Below are 24,565 nucleotides of genomic sequence, written 5' to 3'. Positions count from 1 at the left end.
GATGCCGACATAGGTCGACACCTCGATCCGGTCGCCGAACATCCACGCGGCCCAGGTCAGCGTCACGGGCGGCTCGAGATAGACGAGGGTTGCCACGCGCGTCGCGGGCATGCGCTTGAGCAGCGCCCACAACGACAGGTAGGCGATGAAGGTCGAGAACACCGTCAGCCACACGACGGACACCCACACGTTCGGTTGGGTCGGCACATGCAGGTCGCCCGTGACGACCCCGCACACCGCGAACAGCACGAGGCTCACGCAGCCCTGCACGAACAGCGGCAGGAACAGCCCGTCCTCGTTGCTGCGCGCGGCCGCCAGCGCACGGCGCCGCTGATAGATCGTCGCGATCGACAGCCCCAGCGCGGACACCAGCGGCAGCAGGTACATGACGAGCCCGACCGACCCGGCCGGCAGCGCATATTGCCCGCCGATCACGATCCCCACGCCGACGAACCCGACGACGAGCCCGGCCCACTGGCGCGCCCCGCTGCGCTCGCTGCCTTCGAGCGCCGTCATCGCGGCCGTGATGAGCGGCTGCAACGCGGCGACGATCGCGGCGATGCCGGGCGGCAGGCCATGCTGAATCGCCACGTACACGCAGGCCAGATAGAGAAACTGCGACAGGAAGCCGATCACCGCGTGATAGCGGAGCTTCTCCCACGTCAGGCGCCCGAGCTGCCGGTTGAGGACGAGCGCCAGACAGAGCGTGACGAGCAGGAACCGCCAGAACAGCAGGTTGAACGCGCCGGCCGTCTCCGCGCCGAGCTTGGCGCCGATGAAGCCGGAACTCCACGACAACACGAAAACGAGCTGGAGCAGGAATAGCTGCATGGGGCGACGGTTCTCAGAAGGTTACCGGGGACAGGCGCGGGTCTTCCCGATCCTCCGCGCGAATCGGTTCGAGCCCGAGGCGCCGGCGCTGCAGTTCGGCGTCGTCGCTGAAGGCGCGCTGCAGTGCGAGCCAGTTGACGATGGGGCGCGCAATGCCGTCGTCCGACACGAGATGCCAGGACCCGTTGTCGTCCTCGCGCGGGTACGGACAATGAAACGACAGCACCCGCGACATGCGACGCTCCGACTCGACCGGTGCGACGCCGCGGAACCGCTTGCTGCCGTCGATGAGCAGCGCGTCGCCCGCGTTGTCCAGGTTCGCGGTCTTCACATGCCGGCGTTCGCGATCGTGGCGGTCGAACGTTTCCGCCATCGATTCGTAGAACAGAATGTTTCCGCTCTCGTAGTCGGCTCGATCCGACAGCACGATGTTCAATACGAAGCGGCTGCCGTCGGCGTGCCGCATGCCCAGCTCTTCCCTGCCGTTGCCTGCCTGTTGACCCGAGAATATGGGATGCCCAATAATTCCGTCAATCGACATTACCTGAATCACTGATTCGGAAAAACCAAATCATGCCGCGTACCCTGGACGTCGACCTGTTGCGCACCTTCCACGCCGTCGCGAAGCTCGGGCGCTTCAAGGATGCGGCCGTGCATGTGAATCGCAGCCCGTCGTCGGTCACCGCGCAGATTCAGAAGCTCGAGGAAATGGTTGCGCAGCGCTTGTTTACGCGAAACAACCAGGCCGTCGAACTCACCCAGTTCGGCCACAAGCTGCTGAGCGACACCACCGAGTTTCTGCTGAGCCACGACCGGCTCGTCGAATCGCTGTCGCCGCAGATGCTGACCGGCAAGTTGCGGCTCGGCATCCCCGATTCGTACGCCGCGCACTTCATGGCGGAATTCCTGCCGCGCTTCGCCGCCGATCGGCCGCTGCTCGAACTGACCGTCGAAGCGCGCTCCAGCGAGGCGCTGCAGTCGCTGTTCTCCCGCGGCCAGCTGGACATCACGATCGCCGTGGTGCAGAAAGTGCCGCCGCACGGCGAGCTGCTCGGCAAGACCCATCCAGTGTGGGTGGCCGCGCGGACCTTCAAGTTCAATCCCGACGCGCCGCTGCCGGTCGCCGTGCAACTGCAGGGCTGCCCGTACCGTGACACCGCGCTGAACGCGCTGAAGAAAGCGAAGATCGCGCACCGGATGCTGCTCGAGAGCGCCAGCTCGCCGGCAGTCGAAGCATGTATCGCCAACGGCCTCGCGGTCGGCCTCATCGAACACGATCGCGTGTCCGGCAACCTGACGAGCCACGTCGCCGGGATCGTGCTGCCCGATCTCCCGCCGCACCTGATCACCATCCTGACGGACGACAGCAATCGTGCCGCGCTGCATCTGCGCGACATACTGAAAAGCACATTCAGGATCGGGGTGTGAAGACAAGGCCGGGAACCGGCCTTGCATGAGAAAGCGCAAGAGGACGCGCCGCCGGCCCGTTGCAGGCCGGCGGCTTTCGGCATCAACCGCCGAGGTACGCCTGCTTGATCCGGTCGTTCGCGAGCAGGTTCGCGCCCGTATCGGCGAGCACCACGCGCCCCGTTTCGAGCACGTAGCCGCGATCGGCCACACCGAGCGCCTTGTTCGCGTTCTGCTCGACGAGGAACACCGTGACGCCTTCGTCGCGGATCATGCGGATGATGTCGAAGATCTGCGCGATCACGAGCGGCGCGAGGCCGAGCGTCGGTTCATCGAGCAGCAGCAGACGCGGCTTGCTCATCAGCGCACGGCCGATCGCCAGCATCTGCTGCTCGCCGCCCGACATCGTGCCGGCCCGCTGCGCCGCGCGCTCCTTCAGGCGCGGAAACAGCTTGAACACGTGCTCGATGCCTTCGTCGATCTCGTGACGGCTCGCGAAGAAGCCGCCCATCTTCAGGTTCTCGAGCACCGTCAGGCTCGGGAACACGCGCCGCCCTTCCGGCGAGATCGCCATCCCCTGCCGCATGATCTGGTGCGTCGACATCCCGGTGATGTCCTTGCCCTCGAACAGCACGCGGCCCGACGACGCGCGCGGCGTGCCGCACACGGTCATCATCAGCGTCGTCTTGCCGGCGCCGTTGCTGCCGATCAGCGTGACGATCTCGCCCTTGTTCACCTCGATCGACACGCCCGCGAGCGCCTCGACCGCGCCGTAGTGCGTATGGACCTGTTCCAGCTTCAGCATCACTCTTCCCCCAGATACGCCTTGATCACGCGCGGATCGTTACGGACCGCTTCCGGCGTGCCGATCACGATCGGCCGGCCGTGCTCCATCACGAGGATGCGGTCGGACACGCCCATCACGAGGCTCATGTCGTGTTCGATCAGCAGCACCGATACGCCGAACTCGCGGCGCAGCTTGTCGATCAGGTGCTGCAGCTCGATCTTCTCCTGCGGGTTGAGGCCGGCCGCCGGCTCGTCGAGCATCAAGAGGCGCGGCTCGGTGATCATGCAGCGCGCGATCTCCAGGCGCCGCTGGTGCCCGTACGACAGCGTGCCGGCCGGCCGGTTGGCGACCGACGTCAGCCCCATCCGGTCGAGCCACACCGCCGCGCGTTCGAGCGCCTCCTTCTCGGCACGCCGATACGCGGGCGTCGAGAACAGGCCGGGCAGCAGCCCCGCCTTCACCTTGCGGTGCTGCGCGACGAGCAGGTTCTCGACGACGGTCAGCGACTTGAACAGGCGGATGTTCTGGAACGTCCGCACGAGGCCCTTCAACGCGATCTTGTGGCTCGGCAGCCCCGCGATCGCATGGCCGTCGAGCACGACGTCGCCGCCGGTCGGCTTGTAAAAGCCGCCGACGCAGTTGAACACCGTGGTCTTGCCCGCGCCGTTCGGCCCGATGATCGCGAACACTTCATCGCGACGCACGTCGAAATCGATCCCGTCCACCGCGAGCAACCCGCCGAAGCGCATCTGCAGCCCGGCGACCTTCAACAGTTCTGCATTCGCGCTCATTGCGGCAGCTCCACGTGGGGACGGCTCGCGGGCAGCAGGCCCTGCGGACGCCACATCATCATCAACACCATCACGAGACCGAAGATCAGCATCCGGTACTCGGCGAAGCCGCGCGCGACTTCCGGCAGCACGGTCAGCAGGATCGCCGCGAGAATCACGCCGAGCTGCGACCCCATCCCGCCGAGCACGACGATCGCGAGGATCAGCGCCGATTCGATGAAGGTGAACGATTCAGGATTCACGAGGCCCTGACGCGCCGCGAAGAACGCGCCGCCGATGCCCGCGAACGCGGCGCCAAGCGTGAACGCCGACAGCTTGATGCGCGTCGGGTTCAGGCCCAGCGAGCGGCACGCGATCTCGTCGTCGCGCAACGCTTCCCACGCACGGCCCATCGGCATGCGGATCAGGCGGCTCGTGACGAACAGCGTGAAGCCGACGAGCACGAGCGCGAGCAGGTACAGGAAGATGACGACGTGGTCGCCGCTGTATTCCAGCCCGATCAGCTCGTGGAACGTCTTCGCGCCTTCGACGCTCGCGCTGCGCGCCATCTCGTAGCCGAACACGGTCGGCTTCGGAATGCCCGAGATGCCGTCCGGGCCGCCCGTGAGGCTCGTCAGGTTGTTCGCCATCAGGCGGATGATTTCGCCGAAGCCGAGCGTGACGATCGCGAGATAGTCGCCGCGCAGCCGCAGCACCGGGAAGCCGAGCAGGAAGCCGAACGTCGCGGCCGCGATCGCGGCGAGCGGCAGGCACTCCCAGAACGTGAGCCCGAAATACTGGTTCAGCATCGCGTACGTATAGCCGCCCACCGCATAGAACCCGACATAGCCGAGATCCAGCAGCCCCGCGAAACCGACCACGATGTTCAGCCCGAGGCCGAGAATCACGTAGATCAGCGCGAGCGTCGCGACGTCCACCGCGCCGCGCGAGCCGAAGAACGGCCACACGAACCCGATCGCGAGCATCACCCATACAATCACGCGCTGCTGCTGCGCGCCCATCGCGGGCACCGCCGGCAGCTTCACGGCCGCTTTCGCGCGCACGAGCCACGGCTTGAACAACTGGAACAGGAACACGGCCGCGACCGCGATCCACACCGGTCGCCAGTGCGGCGTGAGCACCACCTGATAGCCGTCGAGCTTCAGCTGCAGCCCGAGCACCGGAATCGTGAGGATCGCCGTCAGGAACGCGGCGGCCACGGCATTCTTCAGCGACTGGCCGATCGAAGCGTCGGCGGCCGGGCGGCGAACGGAAATGACTTGACTCATCTGCGTCTCCCTCAAACCTTTTCGATGTCCGACTTGCCGAGCAGGCCGGTCGGGCGGAAGAGCAGGATCAGCACGAGCAGGCCGAACGCGACGACGTCCTTGTACTCGGCCGGCATGTAGCCTGCGGCGAAGGTTTCCGCGAGGCCGAGCAGCACGCCGCCGAGCATCGCGCCCGGAATGCTGCCGATCCCGCCGAGCACCGCGGCGGTAAACGCCTTGATGCCCGCGACGAAGCCGATATACGGATTCAGCTTGCCGATCGTCAGCCCGATCAGCACGCCGCCGACGGCAGCCAGCATCGCGCCGAGCACGAACGTGAACGAGATCACGCGGTTCGTGTCGATGCCGAGCAGGTTCGCCATCTTCATGTCCTCGGCGCACGCGCGGCACGCACGACCCATCCGCGAATGCGAGATGAACAGCGTGAGCGCGATCATCAGCACGACGGTCACGCAGACGATCATCAGGCGCGAATACGGAATGGTCACGTCGAAGTCGCCGCCGAGATGGATGTCGAACGCGCCGGAAATCAGCACCGGCACGGACACGTCGCGTGCGCCCTGACCGATCTGCACGTAGTTCTGCAGGAAGATCGACATGCCGATCGCGGAGATCAGCGGCACGAGGCGCGGGCCGCCGCGCAGCGGCCGATACGCGACGCGCTCGACCGCAAAGCCGTACAGCCCGGTGACGATCACCGACACGATCAGTGCGGCGCCGAGCACGAGCGGCAGCGGATAGCCGGCGGAGATGCCGATTGCGGTGAGTGTGACGAGGCCCACGTAGGCGCCGATCATGTAGATCTCACCGTGGGCGAAGTTGATCATGCCGATGATGCCGTAGACCATCGAATAGCCGATGGCGATCAGCGCATAGATCGCACCCAGCGTCAGGCCGTTGACCAGCTGCTGGGCGAATTGCGGAAAGAAGTCAGTCATGTGCGGGAAGCTCCCGTTGGCGCCATGTCGCCTGCCGTCGCCGGATCACGGCGGGGCCGCGCGCAACGCACGGTGTCGTCTCGGGCCGCCCCGTGGCCGCGCAATGGGCAGATGCGCGGACAATACGCACCCGCCCCGTCCGGGTCGCGGACAGGGCGGGATGCGCGGGCGGGTACTCCGTATTACTTGGCGGCGGTCTTCGTCGCGTCCTTGTGCCACGTGTAGACGACGAACTTGAACGCCTTCAGGTCGCCCTGGGCGTCATACGCGACCTTGCCGATCGGCGTGTCGAACGTCGTCTTGTGCATGTACGCGGCGACCTTGGTCGGATCGGTCGACTTCGCTCCTGCGATCGAGTCGGCGATGATCTTCACCGCGGCGTATGCCGGCATCTGGAACGGGCCGTTCGGATCGCGCTTCTTGTCCGCGAATGCCTTCACGAGGCCTGCGTTGGCCGGATCGGCCGAGAAGTCGGCCGGCAGCGTGACGAGCATGCCTTCCGAGGCCGGGCCGGCGATCGCCGTCACGTCCTTGTTGCCCACGCCCTCAGGCCCCATGAACGTGGCCTTCACGCCCTGCTCGCGCGCCTGGCGCATCAGCAGGCCCATTTCCGGGTGGTAGCCACCGAAGTAGACAAAGTCGACGCCTTGCGACTTCAGCTTCGTGATGATCGCCGAGTAGTCCGAATCGCCGGCATTGATGCCTTCGAACAGCACGACCGGGATCTTCGCGGCTTCGAGGTCCTTCTTCACCGACGACGCGATGCCCTGGCCGTACGACTGCTTGTCGTGCAGCACCGCGACCTTCTTCGGCTTCACGTTGTTGATGATGAAGTGCGCGGCGGCCGGGCCTTGCTGGTCGTCACGGCCGATCGTGCGGAAGATGAAGTGGCGCTTCTTGCCTTCCGTCAGCTGCGGCGCGGTGGCCGACGGCGTGACCATCACGATGCCTTCGTTCTCGTAGATGTCGGACGCGGGGATCGTCGAACCCGAGCACACGTGGCCGATCACGAACTTGATCTTCTGGCTGACGATCTTGTTGGCGACGGCGACGGCCTGCTTCGGTTCGCAGGCGTCGTCCATCATCACGACTTCGAACTTGTTGCCGCCCGCACCGCCTGCAGCGTTGACCTGCTCGATCGCGGTCAGCGCGCCGGCCTTCACCATGTCGCCGTATTGGGCGACCGAACCGCTCATCGGACCAGCGATGGCGATCTTCACGGTTTCCGCTTGCGCGGCGGCGGCGCCGGCGGCGAACAGCACGGCGGCGACGGAAATGGACGTAAGACGGGACAGCGTCATCTGGGAGCTCCTCGATGTTGTTTAGTCATACGGGCAAAGGCGGCATGACTTGCGCAATCGAACAGCACCCGGGGCGAGGACATGGGACACGCCCGAGACACATAGAAGACGGAACTCCGGCGGAATGTTGCGTAGCGGGGCCCGGCTCTTGCAGTCCCCAAAGGGGACGTCTGGTTCGGAAAGACATCGTGATGCGTCTTGCATTGCGCAAGCGTTTCGCCTGCCCCGCTTGCCAAACCGCTTGATCGGAGGGATGGTCCGACAGCCGTTGGCAAGGCAGTCGAAATTATATGGGCGTTTTTAAATCGTCTGTCAAAAATGCCGGTCGACCGAGGGAAAACACGGAGGTTTTCGGGAGAGGCGGTGGCGATTGCGGCGCAACCTCGCGGGACGCGAGAACGTTTGCCTGGAGTGCAATTCGGTTGCTATGAAGTGCGTCGGTCTGGCGGGTTGCCTTGCTGCGCCTGGGGTTCAGCGAACCTTGATGCCGAGCGTTGCATTTTTGGGCTACTAAGGGTCGGATTGTTCAAAATCAATCGACTGATGATTGCTTGAGTGGGCACCAACTCGGGGCGTTCGGCCGAGGCGGTAAATCCTTCTGTTTACAAACAAAACTAAACATCTGGAAGCTGATTGTTATTTTCATGAAATAATACGAATTCGCTTCTGCAATCCAGCCAGCCTTCCTGTGAGTCGCGCACACCGCGCTTCGCAGACGCTTCAGGGCCGCTTCGACGCCCGTCCGTCGCCCAGCCGCCAGCCAGTGATCTGCCGTTTTTTCTCATCGCATATCACCTGCTTCGGAACGCTGATGAATCACCCCTACCGCTTGTCTTCCGCCGCCGCGATCGCGTGCGCGCTTTCTCTTTCCTTTTCTGTTTCCACCGCCGATGCGTCGGGACGCGATTCGCTGGCCGATCGGCCGGCAGGTGCCAATGTATTTCGCTCGGAGCGGTGGGCTGCTGCTCGGGATGATGGGCATGCGGTGCTGATGACCCACCGCCGCGCGCAGTACGCTGCGCCCGCGGAACGCACGCCGTTCGATACGCCGGATACACGGCCGTTGCGTGTGTCAGGCGACGCGCTTGTGGCACCACCGCCTTTGTCCGAGCACGAGCCCGATTGGGCATTGCCCCCGAACCGCGTCGCGCTCGGCGCCGGCGGCAGCGAAAGTTTTGGTCGCGCGGTGCCTGGATATGAACAGCGCGAGCAGAACTGGAATGAATATCTCCGTGCGAACGGCTCAAGGCCAGCGGGTAGTGGCGGTTCGTATGCGCCGCAGCGGCCGTACGACGCAGCGCGTGGTCCGCATGGCGCGCCGAATCCGTTCGATCCTTCGGTGCCGCAGCCGGAGACGCGGACGTTCTATGACAATGGCGCGGGGACGAAGTGCACGGCGACTGGCGGTGCGCGGACGTCGCGGTCATCCTGCAATATCGCCTGGTGATGGGTTGGGGCGGTCTGCAGCGGTTTCCTTAGGTGGAAGACACGTATATTTCCCAACCGACGCAGGCTGCCACACGCGTGTGCAAGCCCGAACCTGTTCCCGTCAGCTTTGACCTGGTCGGACTCCTGGACCGGGGCAGGCTCTCGTCAGCGCTTCGTCCAGTCCTACTGCCATTGGCGCAGATGCCTCATCAAGCCACCCACACGCCAACTGGGAAATGGCATGGGATGACGCGCCTCGAGCACCTCAAAGGTATTCCCTTTTCCTGGTCTGGATCACTTTTTTCGAGGCGTCGAAATCGTCGCCATAGATCAAAATATCCCCAAGGAACAGATGATTGACAAAAAAATTCACCAACGTCACATCGACAAGTTCATCAAACACAATCGATATCAGTGTGCATTCATGGAGAAAGCAAAGGCTTTCCCGAAACTGCAGCCTTATCTCGCGCGGACAAATTAGAACCCGCACCAGCCCACCACTTTGCGCGCCCTGGCTGCCCAACTCAACCATCGGCTCGTTCAGCCGTTCGTCGTCTTCAAGGTAGACACACGTTTGAATTGAGAAATATCCATCCGCCAGCCTGAACGTGATCGCGTTCGTATCCAGCTCGTCATAGACAAAATCAACATCTATCGGACGTACCGTGAGCTCCATCACTGCCCCTTTATCTCGAACGTCGGCTTACGCATCGCCGCGTCAGCCAATTTCTGCCCGGCAGGTTTTGCCCATTGAAAAATTCCCCCCTGCCGCTCACTTAATCCTGCGGATCATAGAAATCATCCTTTTCCCGGTAATAGTTGACAGCAAAGATGATATCGGCCACAGATGCCGTAGAGTTTCGACGTCGCTCAAAATCAACTATGCCTCGAAACGTCTCCGTATCGAATAGCTGCCTCATATCTCTACTCTTTGCAATTTTTGGCAAATGAGTTCCCGGAACAACATCTTCGAGCTCATCATCTCCTTCCAGAAGGAGAACTTCCGCATGCCAAGGGTCAGCCGTCCATGTCCCCTGATCAACAAAAAGAGCCGAATCCCAATCGAGACTGTCCAGCTCACCGAGCAGGTCCTGGACCGAGCGATAAGTCTTCATATACCCCTCCCAAATCGATAGGATTTTCCGCCAGCCGTCGTTTAGCTTGCGAACTCGACGAACAAACACACCACATCCGAAGTGTTCGGACGACACACTGAGCGAGTCCGTCATCACCAAGCGCTTTAGGTGCGTGCCGGTCATTGACTCGGAGACGTACGGTCCGCGCGCCGCTTCGGAAACGAGCTCACGGGAGCTTTCGCAACGGCTTATTCACGGGTGCCTTCTGCCAGGCGAGCAATATCCCTGACTCTCCGCACGCGTTGTTCACGCCGAACAACTCCGTCTCCTTGACCGACCAGAGCCACATGCTGTTCGAAACGCTTTCCAATGATCCGCGGGACGCATCAGATCTGATCCACTCCTTCAACGAAAGATCATCGACACGGATCTCCACGTGTTCCTCGTTGAGAACATTCAGGGGATAAACCATCCTGAGCTTCCCGCGCTCGTAGCTCGCCGTTCCCGGCGATCTGCCAGGGAGATCTCTTGTAAAAAGAGACGTATTCTCAAAGGGGAAAATTCGATTCAGATTTACGCCAGTTGCATACTTGGTTGCAATCGACGCATTTTCTGCACCATAAGCGATGGCATATTTGAAGCTCATGAGCATCGCGGCATTTTTCAAAAATGCGGCTACTTTTTCATCAATCTCGTGAATTGACATTCCTATCTGAACATCGATGAACGACAGGCCGCCGTACGCTGGGACATTGTAGCTAAATGAAATGGCTGAAGCGCCATCTCTTTCTCCATCGTTGTACACCTGAAATGCGGTGGCCTCTCCGACAGAAATTCTCCCCTCCAAGTCCGCCGGCAACACCTCGTGCTCGCCAACAAACCTCTCCCCGTTCCGGACGACGAATTCCCAAAAGAACGCGTTGGTTGCCTCTCTATCGAATCGGGAAAAGAGATTCCGGGCAGCTGCCAGCGCGGAGGCAGCCTGGGCCGGATCGGTCCCGTAAAATACGATTCCCGTGTGCATGGGTGCTACCTCCTTCGGAGTCGAAGTTGCGCGCTCACCTGAGATCGTGGTGCTGACGCGGTTGCCAGGATCGTCGTAGGTATGTGCAAGCCAGTCAGCGTGTACTCGTCGAGTACCTCGCCGTGCGCGTCACACTTCAGGCTGCCCCGATTCTTCAGCAACGGACCGCGAGGGTCAGCGTATCCGACTCGGCACGAACGGTTGACTGTTACCACAAGGGCCGCCCGTGCCCTCTTGTTCACACTCAACCTGGAATTTGAACAACCAGCAGCGTCTTCGTTCTGGATACCGTTACGCCGGGATCAGCCAGCGTAACGCACAGATCGATGAGTATATCCGTCGCGATAGCAAAGGCTTCAGGTTCCACTGCTTTCAACCGGTCTGAATTTGGCCAGAAGATTGCGATTCGCTCCTGCTCGACTTCATCCAATCCTGACGACAGAGAATCAGCCAAAGCGTCCCAGCTTCGATTGCTGCACAAGGGCGGATCTAGTGGACATGTGCCACGAATCGCTTCAAAGAACTGCTCCTTGGTTGCGACTCCTTCGGGCAGGAAAATAACTAGCCAATCACTGCGACCGCACGCTTCAGCAATGCGATTCGCTTCGGTCGAATCGGTCACATAAAGCCCCGGCCTATCCAGCATCATGAATCACCCGATTTGAACAAAAACACGACCTGCTACGCCGCACGCAATGCGCTCACTTTCAACACACTCTGTCGCAGTACGCCGCAGTGCGTCGCGCCCAAAAAAATTAATATAACAATCAAATATCGAAAAACCACTCGATGAATTCGTTGAATCCACTCCATCGAGCCACCATATTTCCGCTCACAAACTCTTCCAAAGAATTCCCTAGCCCGACATCAAAAACTCCACCCGCTTTCGTGTCGTAGAAATACCCTCGCCCGCCAGGGAACGCGTCCAATGGAACATACGACGCTGGAATTTTAAGAACCTCGCGCGCAACCCTCAATCTGCCATCATAGTCAGAATGATTCAAAAACCAGCAGATTTGATATATCTCTCCGTTCCTGGATGTGAAAGTCGGCCCATCTTCCACATGCACATAAAACTGCGCAAAATCCGATGATATATCAAATCCCATTTTCAAGAGGGCACTTCTATACGCCGGATCAACATCATCAAACCACCATTTCTTATCTTTACAAAACCTGGTGATCGCATCTGATAGCAAAATTTCACCTCCTTATATCCGACCCGCTTTATACCTTCACTTCGCCGAGAATACTCGCCTTCGACGCATCGCCTTCCCGCACGGATCGCAGGCCTCGCGACAATACAGACAGCAAGAAAATCCGTGCACCACCGACTCAGATCAAGTCAACCGCTCAATTAAAATTCAATTCCATTGCGAAACCATCGCCACACCTTTGCTTTCGTCAAAAGGAAGCAGAAAACCTCGTCACTACCGATGCGAATTCCGACCGACCCGCAATCACCCGCATCGTTTTTCGCATACGTTCGTGCGAAAGCCACTTTGCTGATCCAAACTACAAAGCTCACTCGACGAACCGATCACGAAGACGCACCTTGACCTCGATTCAGTCAAGTTGCACCGCACGTCGATGCGGCACGATATTATTTACGAAATCCGAAAACGTTGGCGCGATAGAAACGACATCATCCACATCTCCACCCGATTCCCACAACACATATTTTACCTCCCCCGTCCCCACATCAATCCAAAAGTCATTATCCCCAGCATCTCCAGCGAATGGAAAGTGTGTCCGGCAAAACCTATCTCGCCTCTCGGAATACTTCGCCCTCAGCCCGCGAACCTTCTCTGCGGAACGGAGGTTAACTTCACTCTCATCGAAATATTTTTCACCAATATAGTAAAAACCCTCCACCTCCATCGAGTCGAAGTCGCCAGGAGCCAGATCAAAGAAAACATCCCGATAGAAATACGCCCCACCGTTAAAATATCCACCATTATTTCTTACATAGAACTCCGCAAAATCATCTTTCCCGTTAAAACCAGCACCAAGCAGCACCTCCTGCACTATTGCTGCAGACACCGAAGGGCCTTGATCACAAAAATCAAAACCATCACTGCCGAATAAATTCTCAACCAGCATTTATCGACCTCAACAGTTAACGCCCTCTCTTCTCATCCTTCGTGGAGGCGTTGTTTCTCTTGGCCGCCTCTTCGATCGTGACTGCTACCACGAAGATCGGTACGTGCGTTGCTTTGCTTCCCCACACTCAACTCGACCATGCGCACACATCCCCTCCGGTACGTCGCTAGTGAGTTGACATACTCGAACACTCGCGACCATGTATCTCGCCGCGGTCAGTCTATATTTATTTCGCAACACCTCAAACGCAAACTACCCCATCGAGTCCAATTGACACCAATCTCACGTCAATCGAGCACGATCACTTGCGCAACCTTCTTATGGCCCTCATATATATAAAACGACTTATTACTTGTCATTCGCTCCCCGGGAGCACCTCTCACAAGGAAATCAACCCTCCCAAGGCTAACCATCCCAACATCATCTCGAAAAGGATCCTCCAACTCAAAAACAACGCTCCATGCATTGTTTTGCCAATCAACATCTTCTGGAAATCGAGAGACCGAATAATATTTCCCGGCTATCGGAGGCTGCTTCCTTCCCCCCTCTTCTTTGGAGAGCCATACTACGCGAACGGAATGCACTTGATACCTCCAATATTAGTCTACAGCCTTGAATACTCGACTCCCTTACCCTGCAGAATCTTAGACCCAAAATCACTTAAATCTTCCAGCACGGCATATTGCACCGACCCAATGCCATCCCGACGGGAATATTTTGTATATTGTTTTCAATTTCGTCTCGCCCCACCCTAACCACTGCAAGGCGATCAACGGAATCTTTTAGGGAACAGGTGATTCTCGTTAAGCTGTCTTCGCCGAGCATCAGGCCTGACTTTACCTTACTTTCACGATTCCAAAATCCGACAGCTTGAAAACCATCCAATGCGTTAATTCTCAAACAGATTTGACTAATGCCCTGCGCCCCCAGGTCGCCATTTCACTCTGCCCCGTGAACACTCACATAGACTGTTCAATCGTGACGTACTTACCAGACTTGCCTAAGAATACGTAAACATACGACGTGTCGTGACGAACTTTAGAGACATCAAGCTGACCAACAAAAATCAACGGCTCTCCATCCGAGACAGGCCAAAATTCATCCTGAATCCATTTTGGAGGCTTACTCAAGCAAACAAAACGCCGCTCCATTTCACCCTTCATAAATGAAATAAGCTCAGCGCCGGCCAATCCGGCCGCACCCTGTCGAATCTCGCCATACATCTCGTCAGAGATTCGCAACCATTTTGGCAGAACCTTCCGCATTTCTCCGATCTGGCTTTGGATCTTGTTTGATGGCATCACGCTTACCCCACGCGCATGCAGAAACTGATGTACCGCATCTTGCGCATCCCAAATGGCACCCAAAGATTGGTAGCTACTAGATACCAAAAACAAATAGAGCCCTCCCTCTTCCGCATAAGGAGGAATCGGAGGGCTTTCGGATAATATGCCTTCCAAATTCTTATCTACACAAAGAATTTTCTCAAACTCTAGTGGGCTCATTTCTCCGGAGACAAACTTCTTCAAAACATCCATCGAGTTCATTGTCAGAAATTCCTGTATGGGCCCGTTGCCGGGGGCCACTCCCGGTCACTTCGCACACGTTTTTTACGCACTCGTGAAGCGCCATCTGACCCAAGCAGGGGCAGTCGGGCCGCGTGCGACTGGAAACTCGCGAGCGTGCCGTCGGCGATCGCCTGCCGCTTTCCAATAAGTCATTTATCAAAATCGCTCGTCAAACGGAACGGGTACACCCATGCTTCGTAAATTCTCCTCTTCAGCTCTTCACTCATCTCCTTCCCGTCACGAGCCTCAATTTCGCCCATCCTTGAAAGCACATACCTCTCGTTTTCCTTGCTACCCTTCTGGTAAAACTTGACCTCCATCTCACCGAGATCATCCGCACTAATAAGGCTTTCAAATGCCCCGTTAATTAGCGGGCTGGCTGCAAAAATATCAGCCTCCGCATCCGTGCAGGAAAATTTCAAGTACATTATTGCCTTCTTCAGAGCAATGATTTCACCTACTTTTAAAGAGACACTTTTTCTCGGCTCATCGCGATCGGTCATTTGCATCCATCCTTTCTAGAATTTATCTGACGGCTAGTCATACTCAATCGCTCCTTATATGGCATACCGGACAAATTTTCACAAGGATTCTTCCGTACCTAGAGCGGCTCGACTTTCCGTTGTCGATGTGCTCGACCGATCCACACAATCGGCGCATAGCTGTTGGACTCTTACAAGTAGGTCCGTGCTTCTTTGCCCCTGACGGTTGTGGTACGTCTCCTGCACGAAACGCATGCCATTCCACAAGAAATCCGTACTAGCGTAGCTTCCCCATTGAGCTTACGAGGCTTCCGGCCAGCCGTATCGCATCCAAATCATTGCTTGCATCGACATCAACACCTGCCTACTCCACTCCTTAATGGTAATTTCGTCTTTCATTGTGATGCCCAGCAGAACTTCGAGATGCAGTCATATCGAAAACCACCGCTTCACCGCCTCTTGTTACTGCGCCGCCCTTTAAACCGAAGTGCGACCGCATCCGCCTTGTCATTACATGCATTTATCCCATCCACCCACCATTTCATCCCCTCCTTATCGATAATCGACTTAACCAGCCGCGAATTCCATGGCACCCCCTTATCTACATACCCAGAAAGATGCAAATTTATACGCCTAACAAGTTGCGGATTGGAGTATATCGTCATATCTTCTAGATTTCTTCGAACCCCGCTCTGCTCCGAAAATCGCTCGCCCCCTTTGTAATAGATCCCCAACTCTTCATACGACGCCCCCTCAAACTCTATCTCCGAAAAATTCGAATGACTGGGCGCATAGTCAGGATCAGCCAATAGCACCGGCCACTTCACCAAGCCAAAATATTTCCCGAAATCAAAAGATGCAAGAATTGGATTGAATAGACGAGACTTTTCAGAAGAAATCCTAGACCTCACATCTTCTGTCGTTATATCGAAGTCAACACTAAAATCATCAAAAACCTCAATCCAATTGGTCACCCCAACCACAATTGCCCTAGACAGTACAAACCCCCACTCACCATTCATCTCCGACGGGATCGCAACAACATCACCGGGTTTTACTTTCAACAATGCCATATCACCACCCTCCGCAGTGACTCAGTCCGATTTATTTACTTCACCTCTTAAGCAGATGGCCGAGGCACATAATTACGCCGCGCCACATCAGGATTACGTCAATTGCCTTCTTAAAATTACCGCCATTGGTATTCTTCGACGAACAGCTAGTGACAGCTTGCCTTCATTTATTCCATGAATTTCCTCCGGACAATTCTGGTGCTTCGTTGTCGACACCCTGAACGACGGATCCATGAATACCTCAAGGCGCGCAATTGAAATCAATTACAAATGCTTAAACACGGTACAAGTCAATTTATAGTACGAAAAAATTTCAGCAATTTCATCCGAAATGACGTCCCAATTTCCTCCACCGAGTCCGGCACCGATCATTGGCATTTGTACGGAAAGTCGATTGAGCAACGCGAACTCGCAAACTTGAGTGAGGCAATTCCTGAGATCAGGGCGCGAAATGCATTGAGCATCAATCACGTCATTTTCATAAATTCCATCTTGAGAAACCATGTTTGCGACGTATATTCGCCTTCCGCCATCCACCGACAGAAATTGAACCATCCCGAGTGGAGGCCATTGTCCTTCTAGAAACATATCGAGATAACTATCTCGTGCGACCGCGTATTTTTCCCCAACGGAAATCTCGAAGCCACGCCCCCATTTCCCGCGGTTATTTACCACGTGAGCAATGAGGGTCGAATTCTGCTGCGGCACGACTGCGTCGCCAGCCTTGTAGATGATCGATTGTCCTTGCGGAGAATTACCCACGGCAATCTTCCAGCAACTCTCGAAATCTTCCTTTTTAATTTCATCGTTTGGCGAAATATCAAGCTCATCCTTCATTCCGTCAAACAATATAAAACCCACATCTTGATTCCAGTCCTGGACAGATGAAGATGCGTAGAACACGCCATTGTCGGGATGGTTAATCTGGCGAGTGGCCACGCCGTTAATAAACTCCGTCAAAATTTCCCCCACGCCACACGGAAATTCTGTCTTGGAGTGAAAATATTCTCTTTTCACGAGCAACTCCATCGGCCTCTCTTTACGTGATCTCAAACATCAGACGTCCATGAATCGCGTGAACCAGGAGAGAATGGTACCCGCAAAGGAAGCTGTGCAATCGGAAGCGTTATATGCGCCGTCGCATTTCGATACTAGTCGCACACGCTCATTTTCCGAGTGCTTCGAACAGATACTTCATTTTGACGATTTTGCTACGAAATAGGCGAGCGTGTTGTTGGTAAGATAGTTCCCTTTTGATCCGTCGAACATCACCGCTGCGTCCGGCCCAGCAAAAAATCTGGTTTCCGGCTTACCTCTAACCACGCCAGTCTCACGATCGATCAAGAACGTCTTCATCGCAAATTTCTTGAATATTTTCCAAACCATCTTAACAAACTGATCCGTTGCCGCATCCAATTCTGGGTCATAGGATGCCGCCAAGCGACCATCTCGCAGGCTACCCGGTGCGTATTTAGCTTCACGTGACCGTAGAAACTGAATCGCCCCCGGCCCCTCCATAGATCCAATATAGCCAGACCCGCTCGGATGAGGAGCAACGAATTCATGCGTATAGCGCTCCACAGTACAAATCGCTTCGTCGAGAATCACGACATCGGAGAAGGGTTGCCCGCTACACTCGGACATGCTGTGATGTACAGGGGGAACGGGTGAATTCCATATGTACGAGTCGATAAATTTGACATGAGGAATATGCGCTCTCAGCAAATCAGAGAAAACTGCTTCGTCAACACGCGTCATGAAGGTTTGCAACGTCGGCATCTTAGCGACCAAAATTTCCCCCTTTCTTTCGTCCGGTAGTGGTAGTTTGGGGTGTCGTTATCGCCGTATTCAAGTCTCTCAGTCGCGAGGCCCATCCCTTAGCCTGATGACAATCGCACTCGGATCCTGTCGCGCGATGCGATTAGTGCTCGCTCACTCCCGTTGAGACATTCAGTGCACTGACCCAGCGTCTACTGTCTGGATATGAACAGGATTGGCTTGGACATCTCTGAATGTTATGTCTATATAGAGACTGCCCTGTCGCCCATTTCCATTGAACGGTGACAAATTTGTCTCTCGATGCCCCTCGCCTGTAGGTGCGTCACGCCCCCGCACAACGTGTCGGTTAGTCGGACCACCAGCAAGATTCTGATCCCTGACGCCGTTCATGCGGTCCTTGGTCGCTTGGTTACCCAGGCACCCCTCTGTGTCTGCAAACTCTCAGCATACGCATATAGATCATGCCCACCGTTCAGGCCGATCTCATCGGGGTTGATGAAACGATCGATATCGGGATCATAGAGCCCGAGCGTGTTGTAGTGGAGTCCGATTTGACGATCCGGGCATTGTAGTTGGAAGCGTAAGTTTTGCCGCCGTGGCGCGTGGACAGACGTCGCAGAAGCTAATTGCACCTCACCCCATCCTGGCACCGGCAGCTACCGAGCCTGCACGACCCACTCCTCGTGAGCCTCGCTACCCTAAACCACTCGATGGAGTGCCAGATCGACTTGTCGTTCGCGCTGGCCAGTGCTTCCGGCCATCCTTTTACGCTGTTATAAAGGTCCTGTACGTCAGCATCGCGCCACAAGCGCGCCCTAGTCATACAGACGAGCGGCACGGAGCTATCCAGCTCTCCGACTCGGGCAACATTTAAAAACGAATCAATTCCGAAAAACTAAGACCTAAACTGATCATTTTCACGATAATAATTTACCTCATCAACAAACCACTTTACATCCGACGCACTTCCGGCCTTATTTTCTAAAATATAGCCCAGCTGATTTACCAACATCCAACACCTCAAATTATACGACTCGACCGCCTTCGGCATCTCCATATCTTCATCATCCAGATAAATTTCATCATCGTCCAGACTCTGAATATATTCCCACGGGATATGGAAGAATCTCGAATCCTCTGGATTAATTTTCCAAGAATCCAAGTTGACATAAATCCAGTCCTTTCCTGGCAACAATGGGATACCTTCAATCAACTCAGCCAGAGAATTGTAAGATTTCATATCCTCACTCACATGGATCATCTAAAATCATTACCATTTTCAAAAATTGCACCGCACTGCCTCAAAAATTTCGCAGCGAGCCTGCCAAACAAATTAGTCTACAGCGCCACTCAGTTTCTTCGACATTCTCAAATCGTCGTCGTGAAAATAGCAAACCGCATCTCATGCATTGGCGTTGCTAGCTGCGGCCTTACCCTGGTCAATGCGCGCACGCGGCACACCGGATGAGGATGCGTAGATCATTGCGTTATGAGGGGGGAATCTAGCAACCCGCGACACTCTCGATATATTCCAGAGACATCTCTTTCGACTCACACGAAGACGCCGCACTGAAACGAATCTCCTTCTCAAGAGACACCTTTCGGTCCATCCCAGTATTTTGCTCCTTGATGATCCACCAGCTTTTCCAAAAAAATCTTCAATGAATCTGCCACTCGCGGCCAATTACATCTCTCATCCAAAGGCAAACTGACGTAAACAGCCCCCTCTGAATCCATCAACAACAATTCAGAATCCCCATAGAAACGAGCGAAAACAACATCACCATCCAGAAACTCCCGACCACGAATTCGCTTTTGCTTCAAAGTCGCCTCAACTGCCTCCCGAGGCGGCAATACCTCGATCCCCCATTGTCCAAACCCAACATCTTTGAACAGATCTGCGCGACCAGAAATTCGCCAAAGCGTTACAAGCTCATATGCAGAACTCGGAATATCATCGATCGCGACATCGTCTGCAATACCATCAAATATGCAACATTTTAATAAGAATGGGCATTCCCGACCAAAGTGGATGGCCTTTCGTTCAACCGACCACTCCAACTTCATCCTCTCAAAAATGGCAAGCAAATCTTGATAGTTGGGCAAAATTCCCCCGAAATGCACCGATTCTCGACTTACACACTTATTTTCAAAATGAATACACCCACAACTCATCAAAAATAAATTTCCGGTCCAGAAAATCAGTCAACTTCTCGAAATCGTCAAATTCACCCGGCAACGGAAGACCCACTCCCTTTATGTCATCAACCTGAACGAATCCACACCATGCCATCTGGGTTTCCGTCATTTTCAACACGTCACCAACAGTCATCCCGGGCCACAATTTCCCCTGATACCTGCCCTGAAATTCTGCATTACACGCTAGATTTTCTATACGCCCGCTCTCAGAGTCATGGTAGATGGTAATTACTCCGCCATCAACCTTCAAAGTATTTTTATTCAAATACTCAATCAGATGCATCTCACTCAGTCTATCTACAACTTTTTCAACCTCCTCGCCGAGAAGAATTCCTCCCAGCGATCTTCCCGGAACAATTATGTTATTCAGCATTTCCCCTTCCCTCATCGTGAGCTGCGCGGTCGTATTGGCCTGAGGTCGATGATGAATCTTGCTATACCCGGTTCGTCACAGCTATCGCGGGCAAGGCAAGTCACCGGAATCTAGCGTATTTGCCGAAGCAGCCCGCTTCAACCCGGCCATGGCTTGCGCACATCGACCTAGGTTACTTGGATGATCGAGCTACAAAATACGCGAACGCGTTGTTAGTTAGATAGTTCCCGTTCGAGCCACTGAACTGCACTGCAGCATCCGGCCCGGCAAAAAACCGGGTTTCCGCGTTTTCACTCACTGTTCCAGTGGCCCGGTCGACCCAGTATGTCTTGTAAGCAAATTTCTTGAACACTTTCCAGACCGTCTTAACAAAAACGTCCATTGCCTGCTCAGCGTTCGGGTCGTAGGATGCCGCCAGCCTGCCGTCACGTAGAGACCCGGGAGCATAGTCAGCCTTTCTCGATCGCTGAAACTGAATCATTCCCGGGCCCACGTTCCCCCCCAAATAGCTACCGCCTCCTGGATGAGGCCCAACAAACTCTCGCGTATACCGCTCGACGGTGCAGATCGTTTCGTCAATGATCACGACATTTGAGAATGGATGCCCACAACATTCCACCATGCCGTCATAAACCGGAGGGATCGGCGAACTCCAGAGAAATGAGTCGACGAACTTGACACTCGGTATGTGTACTTTCAGCAGGTCCGAGAACACCGATTCATCGGCAATGGTCATGAAGATCTGCAATGTCGGCATCTTTATGGCCAAAAGCATTCTCCTTTCTCTCTTTCGTCGAGTAGCAATAGTTCCAGGCTCTATCGGCGCTTTGTTCGAGGCGCCGGATTCCGAAGGAGTCCCTTTCACGGCCGTGACAGTATGCCGGCATACCCCGTCGGGTAGATGTTGGTTTCATCTGAATCGAAATTATTCGATAACCTCGATATCGGGATTTAACTTTTTAAAAATACCTATAGCCACCGATCCGATATTTGAAATCGAACGAATTCCACACGGCTCAAATTTTTCGCAAATCACATTATTTTCATCAACATAACGCCTCCTCAATCGATCATGAAAACAATGATTCGGAAAAACATCCATATCGGAATTATCGAGACTCCCGACATTTTCGAATCCTCCCTTTGCTCTCCAGTCCATCGTCGTAACAAGCTCAGGAGGAACAATCAAGTTGCTCTTATCCAAAATAAATTTTGAACTCTTCTCATCCGAAATTTCGTTGTATAAATAAATCACACAAAGACGCTCCGCGCCATACTTGAAATTGTCCTTTACTACGAGACCCGGTATGAATCCAACTCCCCTCATAAACATGACAAACAGGTCTCCATTTTTAGGATTCGACTTTTTCCCACCCTCCAGGAGATCAAGCACTTCCTTCATTTTCACTTTCTTCATTAGAGCAGTTCCCTATCCGTTATCCCGTAACTACCGTCAACTCCACGCTACAGCATACGCTACACAATGATCGACGCGAATCAATACCATCGCCAATACGCGAGAATTTACCGTACTTTGCGTCAGTTATCGCCTGCCCAACTGTGCTCGCTGGATTTATCGGAAGCCCTACCTCATCTGTAAACGAGCCGAGGTTACAACCAAGATTTTTGACTTGCCTCACAGACTTGTCTTTCGTTATCTGGAGATGATTTGGCACTTGCCTCCTTGCACATCTCAGATACACGTCGGCCTTGCCACGGCTACGCGCCATGCAATCCTCAAACGATCCGAACGTGGAGTTGCTTGAGCACGGAGACAACCCGAACGGGTCGATCCATGAGATCGGGTTGAGCGTATATTGATAGAGACTAGTTTTGTCCATCAACCAGATGGGGTCCTGGTTGATAAAGCGCCCGATGTCCGGATCATAGAACCTGACTGTGTTGTAACCCTTTCTCGCAGTTCAGGTACTGCTCCCGGAAACACGGATTGTGTGCCCGGTGCACATTAGTTGGCACTGGCGCCACTACTCGCACATCCCCCACTCCAGCGTTGGCTGCTGCCGCGCCCACGCGATCCACGCCTCCGGGAGCGTGCTGCTCCTTACTTTGTACCGGGCATGCCAGATCGGTTCGCCATCCGCGTCGGCCAGTTCGCCCGAAAGCCCCGACTCGTCGTTGCGAAGATGGTCGTGCTCCAACAAACAGTCTGAGTGGATCCCGATTAATAAATTCAAGATATCCGCACCCGAGGCTCAGAGAGATTTATATTATCTAATTAATTTTTACAAGATCAATGAATATCTAGTGACAGCCATCTCAACTAAATCATTGTATTGCCCAACTGATCATCAGACGGACGATTCCCGATAAACTTACAACCAACCAAAGATCCATTGTGAAATTCCGTGCCATCGAAGGTACACTCATTGAATGTACAAGCAAGGAGTACAGCCTTTTTCATGTTTGCTCGATCAAATGAGCACTTTGCGAAGAAGGCTCCTCTGGCCATCACATCGATCATGTTCGCACCGGAGAAATTGCAATTTAAAAAAGATGCCGATCCTAGAGCCGCGTTTTTCAATGACACCCTTTCAAAATCACAATCTTCAAATAGAACCCCGACAAATCTTCCGTCAAATTTAGCACCAGAAAACCTACTCCGCATGACACTACAATTATTCAACGCCCCAGCCAAAAGACAGATGGAGTGAGAAAAATCAACATCAGAAATCGCCATCCGCGAAAGCTGAACCTTTAGTGGAAAGCCACGAAAGTCGGCAAACCCATCCTCCGTTCTATCGAACGGCGATGATGGTAGGGCGCTGTGCCTTTTCACCGCGAGCGCTATTTCTTGGTTTGTTGATTGGGATAATTTTTCATCCCACCGGAGTTGCTTCCTAATTGCGTCTCTCATGTTCGCTGATTTCGAATTTTCTATGATTTTTTTCATCGATCAATTTTACCCAGCTCACCCAAAAATCACCACCCATCCAATTTAAAAATTCCTTTTTAGAACATCTCCATCAAACGATTTATTCACCGATATTTTCTTTCCCAGAATAAAATCAACATCGAGCTCACCCAGCCCAATGCCATTTTTCTTCGCTGCAAAAACGATGGTCAAAAATGGATATGAATAGTATCCGGGGTTCTCCATTACATCGCGAATCAAACCCGGCTTACCCCCCACCACATCGATCACCCTAGGCAAATATATATTCGCCACCTTTTCGCATATCCACCGACACGTCGGCTCAACCTCCATCTGATTCCTCGGAAAATCAACTGCGCCACCGATATTAGGAGAGAACAACTTTACCGTTTCCATGGATGTATTCATCGCAAGAACGAAACCTGTAGGTATTTTTGACTTGTATGGTGGATTGCTATTTTTATAAAAATCTTGTAGTTCACGAGAATCAGCGGAGGCAGAAAGGATATAGCCATTGGCATTCTTCAGAAACCGGAATCCAATACGCCCTCTACTCTCCTCTTCCTGGCCAACAAGAATCTCACCCCTCGATACTTTTACACCACTCTCGCAAATATTTTCCGTGAGAACTTCCTGCAACCTCTTTTCAAAAATTTTCTTTAACTCAACATTCATCTTACACACCCCGATATTTCAACATATGGAATATTGCGTCATAAGAAATGCCTCGGGCCCCAAGCACCTCTCCTATATCTTTATTGCCGGTTGCGTACGCAGAACTTCCCGATGCAAATCATCACGCTCGATGTCTGCAATTGCTGTACCGGTCAGCGCTAGTCAACTCCTCCGGCAACCCCGACACGTCGTTGTGGAAATAGTAGACCGCGTCCCGTGCATTGGCGTCGTTAGCAGCCGCCTTACCGTGATCGATCCGTGCCAGCGGCACGTAGCTATTCGACTCATACAAGTACGTGAGCGCTTCCTCGCCCTGACGGTCGTGGTACGTCTCCTGCACGAGCCGCATGCCGTCCCACAGGAAATCCGTACTCGCGTAACCCCCATTGAGCTTACGAATCCGCCGACCGAACGCGTCGTATTCGAAATGCGTCGTCCCGACACCAAGCCGGTCCTTCGTCACGACGGTCTTCAGCTGGTTCCAGTCGTCGTACTCAAGCGCCAGCTCTTTGGCCGGCCCGTGCCCACTCAACTTGCGAACCAGCCGCCCATAAACGTCGTACTCGAAG

At 54.8% G+C, this 24,565-nt stretch carries 28 protein-coding genes and 2 pseudogenes; 2 read left to right on the top strand and 28 right to left on the bottom strand.

The window, feature by feature from the left end:
- Together JYJ84_RS08420 and JYJ84_RS08415 are read right to left on the bottom strand one after the other, a co-directional pair.
- On the bottom strand, positions 1–831 hold an 831-nt coding region (locus JYJ84_RS08420), incomplete at its 3' end, for a DMT family transporter (RefSeq protein WP_205189161.1).
- Positions 832–844: 13 nt separating this feature from the next.
- Positions 845–1,318, bottom strand: a pseudogene (locus tag JYJ84_RS08415) (2OG-Fe(II) oxygenase); the annotation flags it as partial.
- An 86-nt stretch (positions 1,319–1,404) separates the two neighbouring features.
- On the opposite strand from JYJ84_RS08415, the gene JYJ84_RS08410 reads away from it, so the two are divergent.
- Positions 1,405–2,259, top strand: coding sequence for a LysR substrate-binding domain-containing protein (locus tag JYJ84_RS08410; RefSeq protein ID WP_175219985.1), 855 nt, complete (start codon positions 1,405–1,407; stop codon positions 2,257–2,259).
- 82 nt (positions 2,260–2,341) lie between these two features.
- Here JYJ84_RS08410 and JYJ84_RS08405 read toward each other — a convergent pair whose 3' ends face one another.
- From JYJ84_RS08405 to JYJ84_RS08385, 5 genes are all read right to left on the bottom strand, one after another.
- A complete protein-coding gene (locus tag JYJ84_RS08405; RefSeq protein ID WP_122947780.1) occupies positions 2,342–3,043 on the bottom strand; it encodes an ABC transporter ATP-binding protein in 702 nt (233 codons plus the stop codon).
- On the bottom strand, positions 3,043–3,816 hold the full coding sequence (livG, locus tag JYJ84_RS08400; RefSeq protein WP_122947781.1) for a high-affinity branched-chain amino acid ABC transporter ATP-binding protein LivG: 774 nt from the start codon (positions 3,814–3,816) through the stop codon (positions 3,043–3,045). Before livG ends, JYJ84_RS08405 begins: the two co-directional genes overlap by 1 nt.
- Positions 3,813–5,084 carry a high-affinity branched-chain amino acid ABC transporter permease LivM gene (locus JYJ84_RS08395; protein ID WP_175219983.1) on the bottom strand — a complete coding sequence of 424 codons (1,272 nt, stop codon included), beginning with the start codon at positions 5,082–5,084 and terminating at the stop codon, positions 3,813–3,815. The genes livG and JYJ84_RS08395 overlap by 4 nt, the downstream gene beginning before the upstream one ends.
- Positions 5,085–5,095: 11 nt before the next feature.
- A complete protein-coding gene (livH, locus tag JYJ84_RS08390) occupies positions 5,096–6,022 on the bottom strand; it encodes a high-affinity branched-chain amino acid ABC transporter permease LivH (protein ID WP_085038717.1) in 927 nt (308 codons plus the stop codon).
- Positions 6,023–6,204: 182 nt separating this feature from the next.
- Complete coding sequence (locus tag JYJ84_RS08385) at positions 6,205–7,323, bottom strand: branched-chain amino acid ABC transporter substrate-binding protein (RefSeq protein WP_043180283.1); 1,119 nt, start codon at positions 7,321–7,323, stop codon at positions 6,205–6,207.
- A gap of 811 nt (positions 7,324–8,134) precedes the next feature.
- Between JYJ84_RS08385 and JYJ84_RS08380 the strand changes: the two genes are divergently transcribed.
- A complete protein-coding gene (locus JYJ84_RS08380; protein WP_175219981.1) occupies positions 8,135–8,770 on the top strand; it encodes a hypothetical protein in 636 nt (211 codons plus the stop codon).
- A 246-nt stretch (positions 8,771–9,016) separates the two neighbouring features.
- Here the strand turns inward: JYJ84_RS08380 and JYJ84_RS08375 are convergent, their stop codons facing one another.
- The 21 genes and pseudogenes from JYJ84_RS08375 to JYJ84_RS08275 form a co-directional block, all read right to left on the bottom strand.
- Positions 9,017–9,427, bottom strand: coding sequence for a hypothetical protein (locus JYJ84_RS08375; protein WP_175219979.1), 411 nt, complete (start codon positions 9,425–9,427; stop codon positions 9,017–9,019).
- Positions 9,428–9,527: 100 nt separating this feature from the next.
- Positions 9,528–9,866 carry a hypothetical protein gene (locus JYJ84_RS08370; RefSeq protein ID WP_175219977.1) on the bottom strand — a complete coding sequence of 113 codons (339 nt, stop codon included), beginning with the start codon at positions 9,864–9,866 and terminating at the stop codon, positions 9,528–9,530.
- Positions 9,867–10,053: 187 nt separating this feature from the next.
- A complete protein-coding gene (locus JYJ84_RS08365; RefSeq protein ID WP_175219974.1) occupies positions 10,054–10,851 on the bottom strand; it encodes a hypothetical protein in 798 nt (265 codons plus the stop codon).
- Between the two features lie 244 nt (positions 10,852–11,095).
- Entirely contained in the window at positions 11,096–11,500 is a 405-nt protein-coding gene (locus JYJ84_RS08360) for a barstar family protein (protein ID WP_175219973.1), read from the bottom strand.
- Between the two features lie 118 nt (positions 11,501–11,618).
- Complete coding sequence (locus JYJ84_RS08355; RefSeq protein WP_175219971.1) at positions 11,619–12,050, bottom strand: hypothetical protein; 432 nt, start codon at positions 12,048–12,050, stop codon at positions 11,619–11,621.
- A 367-nt stretch (positions 12,051–12,417) separates the two neighbouring features.
- Complete coding sequence (locus JYJ84_RS08350) at positions 12,418–12,954, bottom strand: SMI1/KNR4 family protein (protein ID WP_175219969.1); 537 nt, start codon at positions 12,952–12,954, stop codon at positions 12,418–12,420.
- Between the two features lie 959 nt (positions 12,955–13,913).
- The gene (locus tag JYJ84_RS08345; protein WP_175219967.1) at positions 13,914–14,501 is read right to left on the bottom strand and encodes a hypothetical protein; all 588 of its coding nucleotides are present in this window, start codon (positions 14,499–14,501) and stop codon (positions 13,914–13,916) included.
- Between the two features lie 170 nt (positions 14,502–14,671).
- Positions 14,672–15,025 carry a hypothetical protein gene (locus JYJ84_RS08340; RefSeq protein ID WP_175219965.1) on the bottom strand — a complete coding sequence of 118 codons (354 nt, stop codon included), beginning with the start codon at positions 15,023–15,025 and terminating at the stop codon, positions 14,672–14,674.
- A 428-nt stretch (positions 15,026–15,453) separates the two neighbouring features.
- Entirely contained in the window at positions 15,454–16,077 is a 624-nt protein-coding gene (locus JYJ84_RS08335; RefSeq protein ID WP_175219964.1) for a hypothetical protein, read from the bottom strand.
- A gap of 264 nt (positions 16,078–16,341) precedes the next feature.
- The gene (locus tag JYJ84_RS08330) at positions 16,342–17,106 is read right to left on the bottom strand and encodes an Appr-1-p processing protein (RefSeq protein WP_175219962.1); all 765 of its coding nucleotides are present in this window, start codon (positions 17,104–17,106) and stop codon (positions 16,342–16,344) included.
- A 165-nt stretch (positions 17,107–17,271) separates the two neighbouring features.
- Positions 17,272–17,856 carry a hypothetical protein gene (locus tag JYJ84_RS08325; RefSeq protein WP_240201845.1) on the bottom strand — a complete coding sequence of 195 codons (585 nt, stop codon included), beginning with the start codon at positions 17,854–17,856 and terminating at the stop codon, positions 17,272–17,274.
- Positions 17,857–18,242: 386 nt separating this feature from the next.
- Positions 18,243–18,488 (bottom strand): RHS repeat-associated core domain-containing protein, encoded by a 246-nt coding sequence (locus JYJ84_RS08320; protein WP_175219958.1) that lies wholly within the window; start codon positions 18,486–18,488, stop codon positions 18,243–18,245.
- A gap of 263 nt (positions 18,489–18,751) precedes the next feature.
- Positions 18,752–19,096: a hypothetical protein gene (locus tag JYJ84_RS08315; RefSeq protein ID WP_175219956.1), complete on the bottom strand. Its 345-nt coding sequence runs from the start codon at positions 19,094–19,096 to the stop codon at positions 18,752–18,754.
- A gap of 347 nt (positions 19,097–19,443) precedes the next feature.
- Positions 19,444–19,980, bottom strand: a complete 537-nt coding sequence (locus JYJ84_RS08310) for a hypothetical protein (RefSeq protein ID WP_175219953.1) — start codon at positions 19,978–19,980, stop codon at positions 19,444–19,446.
- Positions 19,981–20,005: 25 nt separating this feature from the next.
- Positions 20,006–20,428: a hypothetical protein gene (locus JYJ84_RS08305; RefSeq protein ID WP_175219952.1), complete on the bottom strand. Its 423-nt coding sequence runs from the start codon at positions 20,426–20,428 to the stop codon at positions 20,006–20,008.
- Positions 20,429–20,600: 172 nt separating this feature from the next.
- Positions 20,601–21,164, bottom strand: coding sequence for a hypothetical protein (locus JYJ84_RS08300; protein WP_236027626.1), 564 nt, complete (start codon positions 21,162–21,164; stop codon positions 20,601–20,603).
- A gap of 189 nt (positions 21,165–21,353) precedes the next feature.
- Complete coding sequence (locus JYJ84_RS08295) at positions 21,354–21,845, bottom strand: hypothetical protein (protein WP_175219948.1); 492 nt, start codon at positions 21,843–21,845, stop codon at positions 21,354–21,356.
- A 19-nt stretch (positions 21,846–21,864) separates the two neighbouring features.
- Positions 21,865–22,323 (bottom strand): annotated as a pseudogene (locus JYJ84_RS08290) (RHS repeat-associated core domain-containing protein); the annotation flags it as partial.
- Between the two features lie 386 nt (positions 22,324–22,709).
- The gene (locus JYJ84_RS08285; RefSeq protein WP_164462717.1) at positions 22,710–23,303 is read right to left on the bottom strand and encodes a pentapeptide repeat-containing protein; all 594 of its coding nucleotides are present in this window, start codon (positions 23,301–23,303) and stop codon (positions 22,710–22,712) included.
- 81 nt (positions 23,304–23,384) lie between these two features.
- Positions 23,385–23,996 carry a hypothetical protein gene (locus tag JYJ84_RS08280; RefSeq protein WP_175219946.1) on the bottom strand — a complete coding sequence of 204 codons (612 nt, stop codon included), beginning with the start codon at positions 23,994–23,996 and terminating at the stop codon, positions 23,385–23,387.
- A gap of 121 nt (positions 23,997–24,117) precedes the next feature.
- Positions 24,118–24,565, bottom strand: a 448-nt coding sequence (locus JYJ84_RS08275) for a hypothetical protein (RefSeq protein WP_240201844.1), incomplete at its 5' end; no start/stop codon positions are given.

Origin of the sequence: Burkholderia sp. LMG 13014 (genome assembly GCF_905232215.1) — a bacterium.
GTDB lineage: Bacteria > Pseudomonadota > Gammaproteobacteria > Burkholderiales > Burkholderiaceae > Burkholderia.
This window is presented reverse-complemented; position numbering and strand designations above follow the sequence as displayed.